This is a genomic window from Pantoea sp. USHLN298 (genome assembly GCF_037149395.1).
Taxonomy (GTDB): domain Bacteria; phylum Pseudomonadota; class Gammaproteobacteria; order Enterobacterales; family Enterobacteriaceae; genus Pantoea; species Pantoea astica.
In genome coordinates, this window is record NZ_JBBCRO010000002.1 from 104157 (window position 1) to 119404 (window position 15248).

The following is a 15248-nucleotide window of genomic DNA, read 5'->3' on the forward strand; positions in this document are numbered from 1 at the left end:
ATCCGGGGTTAAAACAGCAGCGGAGAGGGGCTGTCGAGCGCCGCACGGCGGCGTTTTTCTGCGTTCATTTCCTGCAACTGGTTGCGATCAATGGCGAACAGCGCCTTGGTCGGGCAGGTTTGCATACAGGCCGGGCCGTCCGGGCGGGTGTGGCACAAATCGCATTTGTGCGCCTCGGCTTTATCTGAGGTGGCGACCATCGCTGCCCCGTTCTGACGGAAAACGGGTCGGGTGATCACCTCCATCGCGCCGTAGGGACAGGCGACCACGCAGGTTTTACAACCGATACAGCGTTCCTGCATCACCTGCACATGATCGGCGGCGCGAAGAATGGCACCGTTCGGACAGACATTGGCACAGGGCGCATCTTCACACTGGCGGCACATCACCGGCGTACTGAGATTGACGCCTTTGATAACGTGCAGACGCGGTGCGAAGGTAACGGCGTTAAGCTGTGAAATATCCTGCGATTCACTGTGCGCCATCACACAGGCAATTTCACAGGTGCGGCAGCCGATGCATTTTTTCGGGTCGGCGATAATAAACCGGTTCATCTGAATCTCCTGATTGGGGATTTCGTCTGACGCCGGATCACACCGGCCTGACGAGAGGGCTGTAGGGGTAATACATAAAGCGTGCCAGCTTGCGTATTTAATTTTTTTAGTTTTTATTCAGTGGGTTATATCGGCTGTCGTCGGAAGTGACGAAACCGGCTGCTGACGTCAGCTGGGTTTCGTCATCATTCCGACAGTTATGACGACGCCGTTGTCAGGCGCCTGCCGCCCGGAAAGGGGCGATTCCCAGCCCCTGTTCCAGCGCAGGCAGCCGCTGATGCAGATCGATAACGGCCCGCTCAACAGCGGCGCTGATCGGGTAGTAAAAGGCCACCACGTCGGGCTGAATGCCGACAAAGGTGATAGCCGGAATATCGCTGCGCAGTTGCTGAATCAGAAAGCTCAGCGGCAGGTTGTGGGTGGTCATCATGAACAGGTCGGCAATATCCTCTTCGTCGATAAGACGCATCTCGCCCGCTGCCAGTCCCATATCGGTGGCATCAACGATCACCAGATGCTGCGGGCGCAGTTCACGTAAATACCCGATATCGTTTTCCGGGGCCGCGCCGCCGTCCACCACCGTCCAGCCGGGCAGCGGATGTTCAGCGCACCGCTCCGCCAGGCACGGACCGGCACCGTCATCGCCCATCATGCTGTTTCCGACGCACAGCAGCGCGTAACGCGAGGTGAAATCAGGCATCGTATCTCCGGACCATCAGGTAGAGGGCGGGGTCGTGTTCAATCCGGGTCAGCAGGGCGATGAGCCGATCGCTCCAGCCCTGCTGCAGGGCACTCATCTGCGGACGAGCCGCACGCAGCGCCAGCGCCAGTAAATGGGTATGCGTGCTGTCGATGGTGATCTCCCCGAAGCGCTGCACCCCATCCAGTTTGTGCCGGGCTGCGCTGTTTTCTGGCAGGCAATTTACCCACTGCTGATAGTCATCAAGCGGGCACTCAAGACGGGATTGCAGGCAGTCGATGACGCCCAGATGATGGCCGATGGCCAGGCTGTAATAGACCACCTCCTGTACCGGCTGCGCACTGCGCTGCTGCGCACTTTTCTCATCGACAAACTTGCTGCTCAGCGAATAGAAGATCACTTTGTTTTTGTGCGGCTGATGACCGGCCACCGGCTGATGGCGCGCGAAGCGCTGATCGTTATCCGTGCGCATTACAGGCGTACCTCGCCACGCTGAACCTGCTGATAGATCTGCTGCAGCTGGCCGATGATTTCGTTAAGACGTGGATCGCCCTGTTGCTCAAGGTACGCCGACAGGCGCTGGTCCACCGGCTGAGCGCCCGGCGCCGTCATCAGCGCCATAAACCGATCGGCAATCTGGCGGCCATAACGGTAACCGGCCATCCGGCGCGCTTCGCGATCCAGCAGTACCCGCAGCGGCTGCGGCAGTCCGGGATGTAATAACGCGGCCGGTTCGGCCGCCAGCGCATGATGGGGCTCCGCTTTGATTTTCTGGTCCAGCAGGCCCAGCGCCAGCGCAAACCCGTAAATTGTCGCGGCTGGCGTTGGCGGGCAGCCAGGAATATAGACATCGACCGGTACGATTTTGTCAGTGCCGCCCCAGACGCAGTAAAGGTCATGGAAAATGCCGCCGCTGTTTCCGCACGCGCCGTAGGAGATGCAGATTTTCGGGTCCGGCGCGCTGTCCCAGGCACGCAGCGCCGGTATCCGCATGGCGCGGGTTACGGCACCGGTAAACAGCAGAATGTCAGCGTGGCGGGGCGAGGGCACCACTTTGATGCCAAAGCGTTCAGCATCGAACAGCGGCGAAATGGCAGCAAAAATCTCAATTTCGCAGCCGTTACAGCCGCCGCAGTCCACGCGGTATACATAGGCTGAACGGCGGATACTGTTCAGTAAGGTGGATTTCAGTCGGGCGATACTCTGGTCCAGCGTGATCGGCTGTGGCAGACCATTTTCGTCGCGGGGCGCAATCGGCAGTTGACTCATCAGTGGGCCTCCCCGATCAAATGGCGACCGATATCAATCCGGTCACTGGCGCAAACCCTGAGCCGCTGTTTGCATTCCGGGCAGGTTTCATACTGCTGACGCCGGTCAGCCAGCTGCTGGTCACTCAGCGCGGCGCTCTCCTGTAACAGACTCAGCGCGAAATCGATCTCCTTCTGTACCGCATAAGGTTTACCGCAGCCCCGGCAGCGGCAGATCGGGAAGTCAGCGCTCTCGAACAGATCCTCTTTGCGCCACACCGCCAGTTCAAATTCTGACGAGAGCCGGATGGCGGCGGTCGGGCAGACCTCTTCGCAGCGGGCGCAGAAAATGCAGCGGCCGAGAAACAGCTGCCAGCGGAGGGATGCGCCATCGTCCGCCGTGGTCATGGTCAGCGCATTTGACGGACAGGCGTTGGCGCAGGCCCCACAGCCGACACACTGCTGGGCGTTATATTGCGGTTTGCCGCGAAAATTTGCGGCCAGATCCAGCGGCTTAAACGGATAAGCTACCGTCACGGTCCCGGTTTTGAGCACTTTTTTAATCAGTTTCAGCATGATGCGCGGCTCCTCAAAGCGGCGAATTTTTACGTTCGATGCCGTAACGCTCGATCTCTTTATACGGCACGACGATCGTGGTTTTCTTGCGCACATCGACCACCGTCATGCGGTCGGTGCAGGAGTAACAGGGATCGAGGCTGCCGATAATCAGCGGGGCATCAGAGACCGTGTTGCCGCGCAACATGTAGCGCAGCGTCGGCCAGTTGGCATAGGTCGCCGCCCGGCAGCGCCAGCGAAACAGTTTCTGGTTGTCGCCGGTCATGCTCCAGTGGATGTCATCACCGCGCGGCGCTTCCGCGAAGCCGAGAGCAAAACGGTGTGGAATATAGGTAAACCCATCAACCGCCAGCGGACCACCGGGCAGGCTTTGCAGGCCGAACTCGATCATATTCAGGGCGTTAAACACCTCATGAATCCGCACCTTCAGGCGGGAATAGACGTCGTTACCGGTTTCGCTGCAGAGCTCGAACGGCAGTTTCGCGTAGCTGGCGTAGGGGTGATCCTGGCGCATATCACGGCGGTGGCCGCTGCCGCGCACCATCGGCCCGACGTTAGCGAAATCACGCGCAACCTGCGGGTCGAGAATGCCGACGCCGATGCTGCGCTGGCGGGTATTTGGCGTGCTGAGCAGGATATCGACCAGTTGGTTAAGCTCCTGGCGCATACTGGCCGCCAGCGCCAGCGTGGCGATCATGTCGTCTTTGAGAATGTCACGGCGGATGCCGCCGATCAGATTCATGCCGTAGGTTTTTCGCGCGCCGGTCAGGATTTCCGCCATCTTCATCGACTGTTCACGCACGCGAAAAAACTGCATGAAGCCGGAATCAAAACCGACAAAGTGACAGGCCAGCCCGAGGTTCAGTAAATGGCTGTGCAGGCGTTCAACTTCGAGCAGAATCGAACGGATCATCTGGGCGCGCTCCGGCACCACAATGCCCATCGCGTTTTCCACTGATGAGGTGTACGCGACGCTGTGGGTGAAGCCGCAGATGCCGCAGACCCGATCTGACAGAAAGGTCACTTCGTTGTAGCCCATTCGGGTTTCAGCCAGTTTTTCCATGCCGCGATGGACGTAGAACAGGCGGTAGTCGGCGTCGATAATATCTTCACCATCGACGAACAGCCGAAAATGTCCCGGTTCATCTGAGGTGACGTGTAGCGGGCCGATCGGCACAATTTTATTGCCTGCTCTGGTTTCAGAGATAAACGGGTAGGTTTCTTCGTCGGTGGTCGGGGCGGGACGCTGACGGTAATCCATCGCATCTTTCCGCAGCGGATAGAGATCGTCCGGCCAGTCATCCGGCAACACCAGCCGCCGTTCGTCCGGCAAGCCGACCGGTCGTAAACCGTACATATCCCGGACCTCACGTTCACCCCAGACCGCCGCCGGCACGCGCGGGGTGACGGAAGGAAACTCCAGTGACACCGGGTCCACTTCGGCACGCACGGTAATCCAGCACTTCACGCCTTTTTCCATCGACAGCACGTAATAGAGCGCGTAGTTGCCGCACAGCGTGCGTTCGTCATTGCCAAACAGCACCGACAGCCAGCCGCCCTGCTGGTAGCAGAGCCATTCGACCACTTCCGGTAGCCAGTTGAGCCTGATGGTGACCGTTACCTGCGTATCGGTCTGCCATTCACTGCCTGAAAGTGCCGACGGAAACTGCTGCGCCAGCGCGGCCAGATACTCTTTGCCGACCGGGTTTTGATTTAATGCGCTACTGAACTCATTCATGACAAAGCCTCTTCCCGCCGCAGCGGGAGCAGAAAAGGGGGGATCAGCCTGTGACCAGCCAGGAAACCAGCGCCAGAAACGCCAGCCCGAAGCCTGCCCAGGTGGTTCGGGAGGTTTTAAGAAAGCGCAGACGCGCCACGCTGTTCTCGATCAGTGCCACCACCAACAGCGCGATCAGCAGTTTCGCCACACAGGCGATGACGGCAATCAGCAACGCCAGCGGCGTCAGCTGTTGTGCCATCCCGAACGGGAAAAACAGGCCGAGGAACAGCTGTAACACCACCAGCTGTTTCAGGCTGATGCCGAGTTTCAGCACGCCCAGCGCGGCACCGGAATATTCAGTCAGCGGACCTTCCTGCAGTTCCTGTTCGGCTTCGGCCATGTCAAACGGCAGCTTGCCCAGCTCGATATAGCAGGCAAAGGCGCAGGCCAGCGCGGCCAGCATCAGGGTTAACGACGAGGAGATCGGCCAGTGCAGCACCCGGGCAGCTATCGCGCTGAGCGAAGTGGAACCGGCGACCAGCGCCGCCACCCACAGCCCGAGCAGCAAAATCGGCTCCACCAGCACGCCAAGCACGGCTTCACGGCTGGCACCGATGCCGGTGAACGGGCTGCCGGTATCCAGCCCGGCAAGGGCAAAGACCAGCCGCACCACGGCAAACAGGTAAAGCACGGTGATGAGATCGCCTGCCGCACCCATCGGCGATGCCAGCGTCACCATCGGTAGCGCGCTGGCGATGGTCAGCAGTCCGCCGATCAGCAGACAGGGCATACTGCGAAACGCGATGCCCGCCGCGGCCGGTGCCACGCTCTGACGTTTAAGCAATTTGCCGAGGTCGCGGTACTCCTGTAACAGGCCTGGCCCTTGCCGGTTTTGCAGCCGGGCGCGCAGGACCCGGCTGAAGCCGGCAAACAGCGGTGCCAGCGCCAGCAACGCGATCGCCTGCAGCAGCGCCAGCGGCCATAACGATCCGGCAAACAGCAGTGAAGTTTTCATAGTCAGTTCCTCAGGCAACGGCTACCACCAGCAGCACGGCCAGTTCGATAAACGCCAGACGTCGGCAGAACGCCGCGAGCCAGCCACGATGCAGCGCAGCCACCAGCGGGGCGGGTGTCAGTTGCTGACGCAGGCGATAAAGCGGGGCAAACATCACGCGCAGCGGCTGGGCAAAACCAGTTGCGGTCACCACCATGTCGGCGGAATGTGCGTAGCCGCAGGCCCAGGCATCACCGCGTGTCCGGTTGGGCAGGCGCGGGCCGCGCAGCAGAGCGGCGATGATCCACGGCAGTAACGGCATCGCCAGCAGCAGCACAGCGATCATCGGCGCGGAGACCGCAGAAGAGGTGGAATAGGTCACGCCATGCCCGGCCGCCGCCAGCACCGGCAGATGCAGCACCGAGGCGGCCACGGCGGAGAAGTGCGGAACTATCCACGGCGAGGCGATGCCGCTCATCACGCACAACAGCGCCAGCAGGCTGCTGCTGAGCGTCATGGCCCGCGGCGCAGGGCTGGCCTCTGCCGCCGCCTGACTGCGCGCAACACCCAGACAGGTCACGCCGAACACTTTGGCAATACACATCAGCGCCAGCGCACCGGTCAGCGCCAGACCCACCGCCAGCAGCGGTCCGATCAGGCGTCCAATGATGGCGTGACTGGCGCTGAGCTGGAACAGTGACTGATAAAGCAGCCATTCACTGGCAAAGCCGTTCAGCGGTGGCAGCGCCGCCATCGACATCAGGGCGATCAGCATGGCGATGGCGGTAAACGGCATCCGACGGGCGATCCCGCCGAGCTTTTCCATATCCTGAATGCCGGTCTGCATTTCGATTTCACCGGCAGTCAGGAACAGCGCGGTTTTAAACAGTCCGTGATTAAACAGATGGAACAGGCCCGCCAGCAGCGCCAGCGAGGCCAGCTGCGGCAGGTTCAGCGCCACACCGACCATCGCGCCGCCGATACCGAGCAGAATAATGCCGACGTTTTCCAGCGTGTGCCAGGCCAGCAGGCGGCGAATATCGTGCTCCATCAGGGCGTAGAGTCCGCCGAGAAAGGCGGTAAGCATCGCCAGCAGCAGCACCGTTATTCCCCACCAGAGTGGTGGCGCGCCCAGCAGGTCCAGACCGACTTTCACCAGGCCAATAATGCCGATTTTCATCAGCACCGCAGAGAACAGCGCGGCAACGTGAGCGGGCGCGCTGGCGTGCGACTGCGGTACCCAGGCGTGCAGCGGAATAATGCCGGCGTAGAGCCCGAAACCGGCCAGCGCCAGCAGGAATGCCACGGATTTCGTGCCTGCCGTCAGGGATGACTGGCGCAGCAGGTCGAAATCGAGACTGCCCGCGGCGTGATGCAGCAGCCCGAACGCCAGCAGCAGGCACAGCGTGCCGAGACGACCGGATAAATAGTGATTGAGACCGGCACGGCGGCTTTTAACATCATCGACCTGCACGATGATGAAATAGGCACACAGCGCGGCGATTTCCATCATCAGGATCAGCGCGACGGCATTGGCGGCAACCGTGGCGGCGGTCAGGGCCGCCAGCAACAGATTACACAGCAGGCCAGTGCGGGCGCGACGCCGCCGATCGACCCGCGCCAGCCAGGCGCAGGCATAGAGGCTGCAGCACAGGGCGGTTACGGCGAGCGTCAGCAACAGCAGCGCATTCAGCGGGCTGAACGCCGCACGGTAAGGCAGCGGCGGCAGCGGCAGCGTCTGCGATGTGCCGCTGTTCAGCAGCTCAAAGGCGGCTACCGCTAGCGCGCCGGCGGCCACCATGCCGCCGATGCCGGAAATCAGGCTGCTGACTCGTGCCGCCGCCGCCAGTAACCCGCCAGCGAGGCCACTGCCAACAAACAGCAACAGCGCCAGCGTCACCAGCGCCGCCGGTGATAAAGCAAACAGTGACATCATGATCGGCTCTCTCCCTCAGGGGCACTCAGGGCGATCAGCCCGACCGGCAGCACGCTGATGGCATTCAGTCGTTTTTGCTGGCTGGCTTTTTCCGCCAGCTGCGCGGTAACCAGCGTGATCGCCTGGGTCGGACAGGTTCTGATACAGGCCGGACCCTCGGAACTGAAGCTGCACAAATCGCACTTCACCGCCACCGCGCGCAGCCCCGGCACGCAATCGAGAAACGGGCTGACGGCACGCGGCAGCAGCGGAGCCGGCAGTGCTTTGGCGCTGTTGCAGTCGCGCGGAATTGCCAGCGGAGCACTGCCGGAAAAGCTGATTGCCCCGAACGGGCAGGCGATACCGCACAGCTTGCAGCTCACACAGAGGCTTTCATTGAGATGAATCGCGTGGTTTTCCCGGCGGATGGCATTGACCGGGCAGACCTGGGCACAGGGCGCGTCTTCACACTGGTGGCACATCACCGGCGCGGAATCGAGCCGGTTACGCATCACCTGCAAACGGGGCGCGGATTGTAAACCGTGGCGCTGGTGTTCCTGTGAACAGCTGGCCATACAGGTATTGCAGCCGATACACCGTTTCGGGTCAGCGATAATATATTGATTCATGGCAGCGTTAACGCTCATGAAGTCTCCTGTTAATTTCGTCAAAGCTGACGAAATCGTCACTTAAATCGACATTTATGTCGGAATGATTCGCGCACACGACCGGCAATAAAAGCCCTTACGGTTTTAACCACAAAGTTAAAAACCGAAACAGGTTCAGCGACGAATGAATAATTGTTCCAGCTGGGAATAGACCGGCTGGTCATTTTTTAATGCGTCAAAAATACACTGATAGAGCCCCGATATTTTATTGAGGTAGTGTTCCAGTACCGCGTTTTTATCTTTTATATCCACGGTGCGATCGACCCAGCCTTCTTCACTCAGCGAGGCCTCGGTAAACGGCCTGAAGTCAGGTTGTTCGCCGTCGTGTGCCATGTTCAGGCTGTAGAGGATCTTCTGGCTGTAGAAGTCGTCGCTGAGATGAATGCTGACGCTAAAGTGGTTAAACAGCGTGAAGCGGACATCCTGCTGCTCCCCGCAGCTAAATTCATGATTTATCTTGCTGTTAAGCTGCGTGATGGCCTGTATCAGGCTGTTCTGATAGGTTCGCCATTGTGATTTCAGATGACCATTTTTGCAGGCGATGTAATCCGCCTTGCTGGTCAGTTCGCTGAGAGTGCTCATTGTCATTACCCGTCATTGAGTGGTGCGTTAATGCCTTTTTATTCCTCTGGCTGCCAGGGTGGCGATGAATAAAAAGGACAGCATTAACGCTCTCTAAGCATAAATCGGGCCAGCTTTTTACCGCATTGCTTAAATGAATGATTATCAGGCGATTACGGGCCTCATCAGCGTTATTCATTCTGCCAACCAAATAGCCGCAGGTGTCGATGGTCGCTATTTCGTCATTTATGTCGGAAAGAACGACATTATTTTGACAGAGGATTGGGCAGCTTTTTATTTCATTGCTTTTCCTGGCATCAATATTGCAAATGCCCGTGGGTGTCCGCTTTATTTAACGCCAGGCAGAGGAGGCGCAATGCATGAAATTACGCTGTGTCAGAACGCGGTAGAAATAATGCAACAGTTCGGGCAGCAACACTGCGCCAGCCGAATTACCGCAGTGTGGATCGAAATTGGCGCGCTCTCCTGCGTTGAGCCGGATGCGGTGCAATTCTGCTTTGCGCTGGCGTGCCGTGAAACGCTCGCCGAGGGCTGCACGCTGCATCTGGAAACGCCGGAGGCGGCAGGCTGGTGCCACCGCTGCCAGCAGGCCATCGGCTTACTCAGCCCTGGCGTGCTGCGCTGTCCGCATTGCGGCGGCCAGGATGTGCGGGTGGTGGCCGATAGCGGCATGAAAATCAAACGCATCGAAATTGAATAACCGGCAACACAGTTGCCTGGGGAGAACGCTATGTGCAGTACCTGTGGTTGCGCCAGCGGTGAACGGCGTATCGAAGGCGTCAGCCGCGACGATCGTCCCGGTCACGCCTTTTCGTCTGATCCTTCGGGTCATCATCCTTCTGGCCTGCCGTTTGCGCCGCGCCGGCTGGTGGATATCGAAATGGACGTGCTGGCGAAGAATAATCAGATTGCTGCGCACAACCGTGCGCACTTTGCCGCTGCGGGCATTCTGGCGCTGAATCTGGTCTCCAGCCCCGGCTCCGGTAAAACCACCTTACTGACCCGCACGCTGGAGCAACTGGCAGCCCGCGTTGTCTGTACGGTGATTGAAGGTGACCAGCAAACCAGCCGCGATGCCGATCGCATCCGTGCCACGGGCGTGGCGGCGATTCAGGTCAACACCGGTAAAGGATGCCATCTGGACGCGCAGATGGTTCACGATGCGCTGCATCATCTGTCGCCCAGCCCGGGCAGCCTGCTGTTCATTGAGAATGTCGGCAACCTGGTCTGTCCGGCCAGTTTTGACCTTGGGGAACGCCACAAGGTGGCGCTGCTTTCGGTGACCGAAGGCGAAGACAAACCGCTCAAATATCCCGATATGTTTGCCGCTTCCCGGCTGATGATCCTGAATAAAATTGACCTGCTGCCTTATGTCAGTTTTGACGTCGACGCCTGCATCGCTTACGCCCGGCAGATCAATCCGCAGATTGAGGTGATCGCGCTCTCTGCCACCCGCGGCGCTGGCATGGCGGAGTGGCTGGCCTGGCTGGAGCAGCAGCGATGTGCATAGGCATTCCGGGACAGATTGTTGCCCTGCATGAGACGCGGATCGATCACGCGTGGGCCGAAGTCTGCGGCCTGCGTCGGGAAGTGAATATCGCGCTGGTCTGCGAAGGCGACCGCGAGGCGCTGATCGGTTGCTGGGTGTTAATCCATGTCGGGTTCGCGCTGAGCCGGCTTGATCAACAGGAAGCGCTGGAAACGCTGGCGGCGCTGCAGGCGATGGGGGAAGTCGAGGCTGATGTCGCGCTGTTTCTCACTGCGGGAGCCAAAAGCTAATGCGTTTTGTCGATGAATTTCGCGATCCGCAACTGGCGCAGGCGCTGGTTGAACGGCTGCATCAGCGGGCGGCGAGGCTGCCTTTTAGCCCCGACAAGCCGATGCAGATTATGGAAGTCTGTGGCGGACACACTCACGCTATTTTTAAATTCGGGCTGGATAAACTGCTGCCACCGCAGCTGGAATTTATCCACGGACCGGGCTGTCCGGTGTGCGTATTGCCGATGGGGCGCATTGATGCCTGCTGTGAAATTGCCGCCCATCCTGAAGTGATTTTCTGCACCTTTGGTGACGCCTTACGGGTGCCGGGTAAACAGGGATCGCTGGCGCAGGCGCGCGAGCGCGGCGCAGAAATCCGCGTGGTCTACTCGCCGATCGATGCGCTGCAGCTGGCACGGGAAAACCCGTCACGACAGGTGGTGTTTTTTGCGCTGGGGTTTGAAACCACGCTGCCGGTCACGGCTGTCACCCTGCAACAGGCGCGGCGTGAAGCGCTGACCAATTTCACGGTCTTCTGCCAGCACATCAGCCTGATGCCCACCTTACGCAGCCTGCTGTCCCAGCAGGATGTGCGGATTGATGCCTTTCTGGCACCGGGTCACGTCAGCATGATCACCGGCACCGCGCCATACCGCTTCATCACTCAGACCTTTCGCAAGCCGCTGGTGATCAGCGGCTTTGAGCCACTCGACATGCTGCAAAGCGTGCTGATGCTGGTGAACCAGATTTGCGAGGGGTCCTGTAAAACCGAAAATCAGTACCGCCGCGTGGTGACGCAACAGGGTAACCTGCTGGCACAACAGGCGATGCGCGAGGTTTTTACGCTCTCCGGTAGCAGTGAGTGGCGCGGCCTGGGGCTGATCGAAACCTCGGCAATAGCCCTGACGCCAGCCTATGCCGCGTTTGATGCGGAACGGCGCTTTCGCCCGCAGGCGCAGCCGGTCGCGGACGATCCGCGCTGCCGGTGCGGTGAGGTTCTGACCGGGCGCTGCAGACCGCATCAGTGTCCGCTGTTTGGCAACGGTTGTACGCCCCACAACCCCTTTGGGGCGCTGATGGTCTCTTCTGAAGGCGCGTGCGCGGCGTGGTATCAGTACCGGCATCAGGAAACGACCACGGCGGCAACACCGCAGCAACAGCTTCAGCAACAGAAGGCAGGCCTGAATGAGTAAGGATAACGAGGTTGTCACCCTGGCGCACGGCAGCGGGGGACGGGCGATGCAGCAGATGATTGAACAGATCTTCCTGCGGGCGTTCGACAATCCCTGGCTTAATCAGCAGGAAGATGGCGCGCGGTTGTTGCTGGGCAGCCTGAGCGCGCAGGGCGATCGGCTGGCGTTTACCACGGACAGCTACGTGATCGATCCGGTTTTTTTCCCTGGCGGCAATATCGGCAAGCTGGCGGTGTGCGGAACCGCCAACGATCTGGCGGTGAGCGGCGCAACACCGGCTTATCTCTCCTGCGGTTTTATTCTGGAGGAGGGCTTACCGCTCGCCGATTTGCAGCAGATCGTCAGCCTGATGGCGCAGACCGCGCGTGAGGCAGGCATCGCGATTGTCACCGGCGACACCAAAGTGGTGCAGCGCGGCGCGGCCGACAAAATTTTTATCAATACCGCCGGGATCGGGGTCATTCCGACGGCGGTTAACTGGTGTGCCAGCCAGATTAGCGCGGGCGATAAAGTGATCGTCAGCGGTACGCTGGGCGATCACGGCGCAGCAATCCTTAATCTGCGTGAAAAGCTGGGAATGGTGCTGGGGGTGGAGAGCGACTGCGCGGTGCTGGCACCGATGATTGCACCGCTGCGCGGGCTGAGCGGGGTTCATGCTCTGCGCGATGCGACGCGTGGTGGCGTCAATGCCATTTTGCATGAGTTCAGCGCGGCCAGCGGATGCGGCTTCTGCATTGATGAGGATGCGCTGCCGGTTAAGCCAGCGGTGCGTGGCCTGGCAGAACTGCTGGGACTGGAACCGCTGAACTTCGCCAATGAAGGCAAAGTGGTGGTGGTGGTCTCTGCAGAGGCAGAAGAGCAGGCGCTTTCCCTGCTGCGCACGCATCCGCTGGGTGCTGATGCCGCAACCATAGGTGAAGTGACCCGGACGCCGCAGGTCTCTCTGCGCGGGACGCTGGGTATTTCACGCCAGCTGATGTTGCCGCATTCGGAGCCATTACCTCGTATTTGTTGATCTCATCAGGGCGACGGCGGCGCGGAAAGCGGTAGACTTTTCAACGCGGTTCGCCCCCCAGGAACAACTTATTTCACTCAATTTCGATATCCAGAGCCAACGCTATGCAGAGTGCAACCATGAGCACCTCCCCACACCAGGGATTACTGGAACTGACACGCATGTTACTGCTTCAGCAGACCATGCCAGCGCTGCTGCAAGCCCTGAACCAGGTGATTCAGACCGCCGGAATGGCAGATAGCGTGTCGCTGGTGTTGTTCGACAACAACAGTGAGCGCGTCAGTTTTTACGGCCTCGACGCGCATCATCAGCCGATCAGTTATCAGGATCAAACCCTGCTGGCAACCGGCCCGGTGCAGGCGTTGCGGAGTAATCCAAAAACCCAGGTCTGGCGCAGTGAAGCGCTGCACCTTCGCTATCCGCAACTGGCGGCACTGAACCTCTATCCGCCGTTCAGCGACTACTGTCTGGTGCCGCTGCTGGCCTCGTCCGGCTTGCTGGGCGGGTGTGAGTTTATCCGCCAGCAGGCCGCCCCGTTCAGTGAGGAGGAGAAGAGCAGCCTGTATGAGCTCGCCACGCTGGCGGCGATTGCGGTCGGGCAGATTCAGCTGCGCGAAAACGCCTTACTGCAGCAATCCCTGCTGCGTCACGAGCGTGACGATTTTCGTATTCTGGTGGATATCACCAATGCGGTGCTGTCCAAATTAGATCTCGATGAGCTGACCGGCGAAATCGCCAAAACCATTCATCACTTCTTCCATATCAACGCCATCAGCATCGTGTTATGTGATGCCGGTCAGGAGAGCGAGCAGGCAAATGTTTACGCCACCCATTACCTGCAGGCCGATGTTGCGGAGCGAGAGCAATCGCGGATGACGCTGGCCGGCACGCTGGAGCAGCAGGTGATGAAAAGCGGCGAGATGCTGCTGACGCATCTGAAGCCAGAGGGAGAAACTGAAGAGCGAACGCTGTTCCATCTGCTGTGGCGCGATCAAACCAAAACGCTGTGCGTTCTGCCGCTACGCTTCGGGCATAAAACGCTGGGAGTGTTAAAGCTGGCGCGCTGTCAGCCCGATAATTTCAATTCCACCAACCTGCGGGTGCTGCAGCAGATCGCCGAGCGCATCGCCATCGCGGTGGATAATGCACTGGCCTATCAGGAAATCAAAAGCCTGAAAGAGAAGCTGCAGCATGAAAACCTCTATCTGACCGAGCAGATCAACAGCAACAATCCTGACTTCAGTGACATCGTCGGGCGCAGCCCCCGTATGTCAGCGGTGTTGAAACAGGTGGAGATCGTGGCGAAAAGCGACTGTTCGGTGCTGATCCTCGGTGAAACCGGCACCGGTAAAGAGCTGATCGCCCGGGCCATCCATAATCTCGGCGATCGCCGCGATCGTCGCATGGTAAAAATGAACTGTGCGGCAATGCCTGCCGGGCTGATGGAAAGCGATCTGTTTGGCCATGAGAAGGGCTCCTTTACTGGCGCAACGGCGCAAAGAATGGGGCGCTTTGAGCTGGCGGATCAGGGCACGCTGTTTCTCGATGAGGTCGGCGAGATCCCACTGGAGCTGCAACCGAAACTGCTGCGCATATTGCAGGAGCAGGAGTTTGAGCGGGTCGGCGGTAACAAACTGATCTCGGTGGATGTCCGCATGATCGCGGCCACAAACCGTGACCTGAAACAGATGGTCGCAGACAAAGAATTTCGCAGCGACCTCTATTACCGGCTGAACGTCTTCCCGATTGTTATTCCGCCGTTACGTGAACGTCCGGAAGATATCCCGCAGCTGGTGAAGTTTCTGACCTACAAAATCGCCAAACGCATGAAGCGGACGATCGACAGTATTCCGGCCGAAACACTGCGTTTGCTGAGCCGGATGCCGTGGCCTGGAAATGTACGGGAGCTGGAAAATGTCATTGAGCGTGCGGTACTGCTGACGCGTGGAACGGTGCTGGAGATGCCGTTTGAAGAGTTTAATCAGCCCCTGACATTCGCTGCACCGATCCTGCCATCCGGGGCGCCGCACTCCGCGCCCGTTTCCTCCCTGAGCGAAGAGGATGAACGTCAGCGAATTATTGCCATGCTGAAGGAGACGAACGGCGTCGTTGCCGGACCGCGCGGAGCCGCCGTGCGTCTGGGGCTGAAACGAACCACGCTGTTATCCAGAATGAAAAAAATGGGCATTGATGTGAACCCGTCATAGCGATAGCCGACGGCTGAACGTTTTTGCTGCTGAGCTGAATCTTGCTGCTTTCTTCCCCGCGTTATCCTCTCATCGGTGAAATTAAAAACGCGCGCGCCGGGCGTTTTTAATTCACCTCG

Annotated in this window: 16 protein-coding genes; 6 read left to right on the forward strand and 10 right to left on the reverse strand. The window is 59.4% G+C overall.

Going from position 1 to position 15248, the window contains the following annotated elements; all coding sequences use genetic code 11:
- Positions 1 to 8: 8 nt before the first annotated feature.
- From hydN to WFK59_RS05165, 10 genes are all read right to left on the reverse strand, one after another.
- On the reverse strand, positions 9 to 554 hold the full coding sequence (gene hydN / locus WFK59_RS05120; protein WP_233984355.1) for an electron transport protein HydN: 546 nt from the start codon (positions 552 to 554) through the stop codon (positions 9 to 11).
- A 214-nt stretch (positions 555 to 768) separates the two neighbouring features.
- Positions 769 to 1254, reverse strand: a complete 486-nt coding sequence (hycI, locus tag WFK59_RS05125) for a hydrogenase maturation peptidase HycI (protein ID WP_336755192.1) — start codon at positions 1252 to 1254, stop codon at positions 769 to 771.
- Positions 1247 to 1726 carry a formate hydrogenlyase maturation protein HycH gene (gene hycH / locus WFK59_RS05130; protein ID WP_336755193.1) on the reverse strand — a complete coding sequence of 160 codons (480 nt, stop codon included), beginning with the start codon at positions 1724 to 1726 and terminating at the stop codon, positions 1247 to 1249. Before hycH ends, hycI begins: the two co-directional genes overlap by 8 nt.
- Positions 1726 to 2523, reverse strand: coding sequence for an NADH-quinone oxidoreductase subunit B family protein (locus tag WFK59_RS05135; protein WP_336755194.1), 798 nt, complete (start codon positions 2521 to 2523; stop codon positions 1726 to 1728). Before WFK59_RS05135 ends, hycH begins: the two co-directional genes overlap by 1 nt.
- The gene (locus WFK59_RS05140; protein WP_233984351.1) at positions 2523 to 3077 is read right to left on the reverse strand and encodes a formate hydrogenlyase complex iron-sulfur subunit; all 555 of its coding nucleotides are present in this window, start codon (positions 3075 to 3077) and stop codon (positions 2523 to 2525) included. Before WFK59_RS05140 ends, WFK59_RS05135 begins: the two co-directional genes overlap by 1 nt.
- Before the next feature lie 13 nt (positions 3078 to 3090).
- Entirely contained in the window at positions 3091 to 4815 is a 1725-nt protein-coding gene (locus WFK59_RS05145) for a hydrogenase large subunit (RefSeq protein WP_233984350.1), read from the reverse strand.
- A 43-nt stretch (positions 4816 to 4858) separates the two neighbouring features.
- Positions 4859 to 5812 carry a respiratory chain complex I subunit 1 family protein gene (locus WFK59_RS05150; RefSeq protein WP_336755195.1) on the reverse strand — a complete coding sequence of 318 codons (954 nt, stop codon included), beginning with the start codon at positions 5810 to 5812 and terminating at the stop codon, positions 4859 to 4861.
- Between the two features lie 10 nt (positions 5813 to 5822).
- A complete protein-coding gene (locus WFK59_RS05155) occupies positions 5823 to 7727 on the reverse strand; it encodes a proton-conducting transporter transmembrane domain-containing protein (RefSeq protein WP_336755196.1) in 1905 nt (634 codons plus the stop codon).
- Positions 7724 to 8335 carry a 4Fe-4S dicluster domain-containing protein gene (locus WFK59_RS05160; RefSeq protein ID WP_336755536.1) on the reverse strand — a complete coding sequence of 204 codons (612 nt, stop codon included), beginning with the start codon at positions 8333 to 8335 and terminating at the stop codon, positions 7724 to 7726. The genes WFK59_RS05155 and WFK59_RS05160 overlap by 4 nt, the downstream gene beginning before the upstream one ends.
- A gap of 153 nt (positions 8336 to 8488) precedes the next feature.
- Positions 8489 to 8956, reverse strand: coding sequence for a formate hydrogenlyase regulator HycA (locus tag WFK59_RS05165; protein WP_233984347.1), 468 nt, complete (start codon positions 8954 to 8956; stop codon positions 8489 to 8491).
- Positions 8957 to 9311: 355 nt separating this feature from the next.
- Here WFK59_RS05165 and hypA point away from each other — a divergent pair, with 355 nt between their 5' ends.
- The 6 genes from hypA (at position 9312) to flhA (ending at position 15129) form a co-directional block, all read left to right on the forward strand.
- Positions 9312 to 9656 (forward strand): hydrogenase maturation nickel metallochaperone HypA, encoded by a 345-nt coding sequence (gene hypA, locus WFK59_RS05170; protein WP_336755197.1) that lies wholly within the window; start codon positions 9312 to 9314, stop codon positions 9654 to 9656.
- A 30-nt stretch (positions 9657 to 9686) separates the two neighbouring features.
- Positions 9687 to 10466, forward strand: a complete 780-nt coding sequence (gene hypB / locus WFK59_RS05175; RefSeq protein ID WP_233984346.1) for a hydrogenase nickel incorporation protein HypB — start codon at positions 9687 to 9689, stop codon at positions 10464 to 10466.
- Entirely contained in the window at positions 10457 to 10735 is a 279-nt protein-coding gene (gene hypC / locus WFK59_RS05180; RefSeq protein WP_233984345.1) for a HypC/HybG/HupF family hydrogenase formation chaperone, read from the forward strand. The genes hypB and hypC overlap by 10 nt, the downstream gene beginning before the upstream one ends.
- Positions 10735 to 11907, forward strand: a complete 1173-nt coding sequence (gene hypD / locus WFK59_RS05185) for a hydrogenase formation protein HypD (protein WP_336755198.1) — start codon at positions 10735 to 10737, stop codon at positions 11905 to 11907. The genes hypC and hypD overlap by 1 nt, the downstream gene beginning before the upstream one ends.
- A complete protein-coding gene (gene hypE / locus WFK59_RS05190; RefSeq protein WP_336755199.1) occupies positions 11900 to 12922 on the forward strand; it encodes a hydrogenase expression/formation protein HypE in 1023 nt (340 codons plus the stop codon). The genes hypD and hypE overlap by 8 nt, the downstream gene beginning before the upstream one ends.
- 119 nt (positions 12923 to 13041) lie before the next feature.
- On the forward strand, positions 13042 to 15129 hold the full coding sequence (gene flhA, locus WFK59_RS05195) for a formate hydrogenlyase transcriptional activator FlhA (protein ID WP_442956297.1): 2088 nt from the start codon (positions 13042 to 13044) through the stop codon (positions 15127 to 15129).
- Positions 15130 to 15248 lie beyond the last annotated feature (119 nt).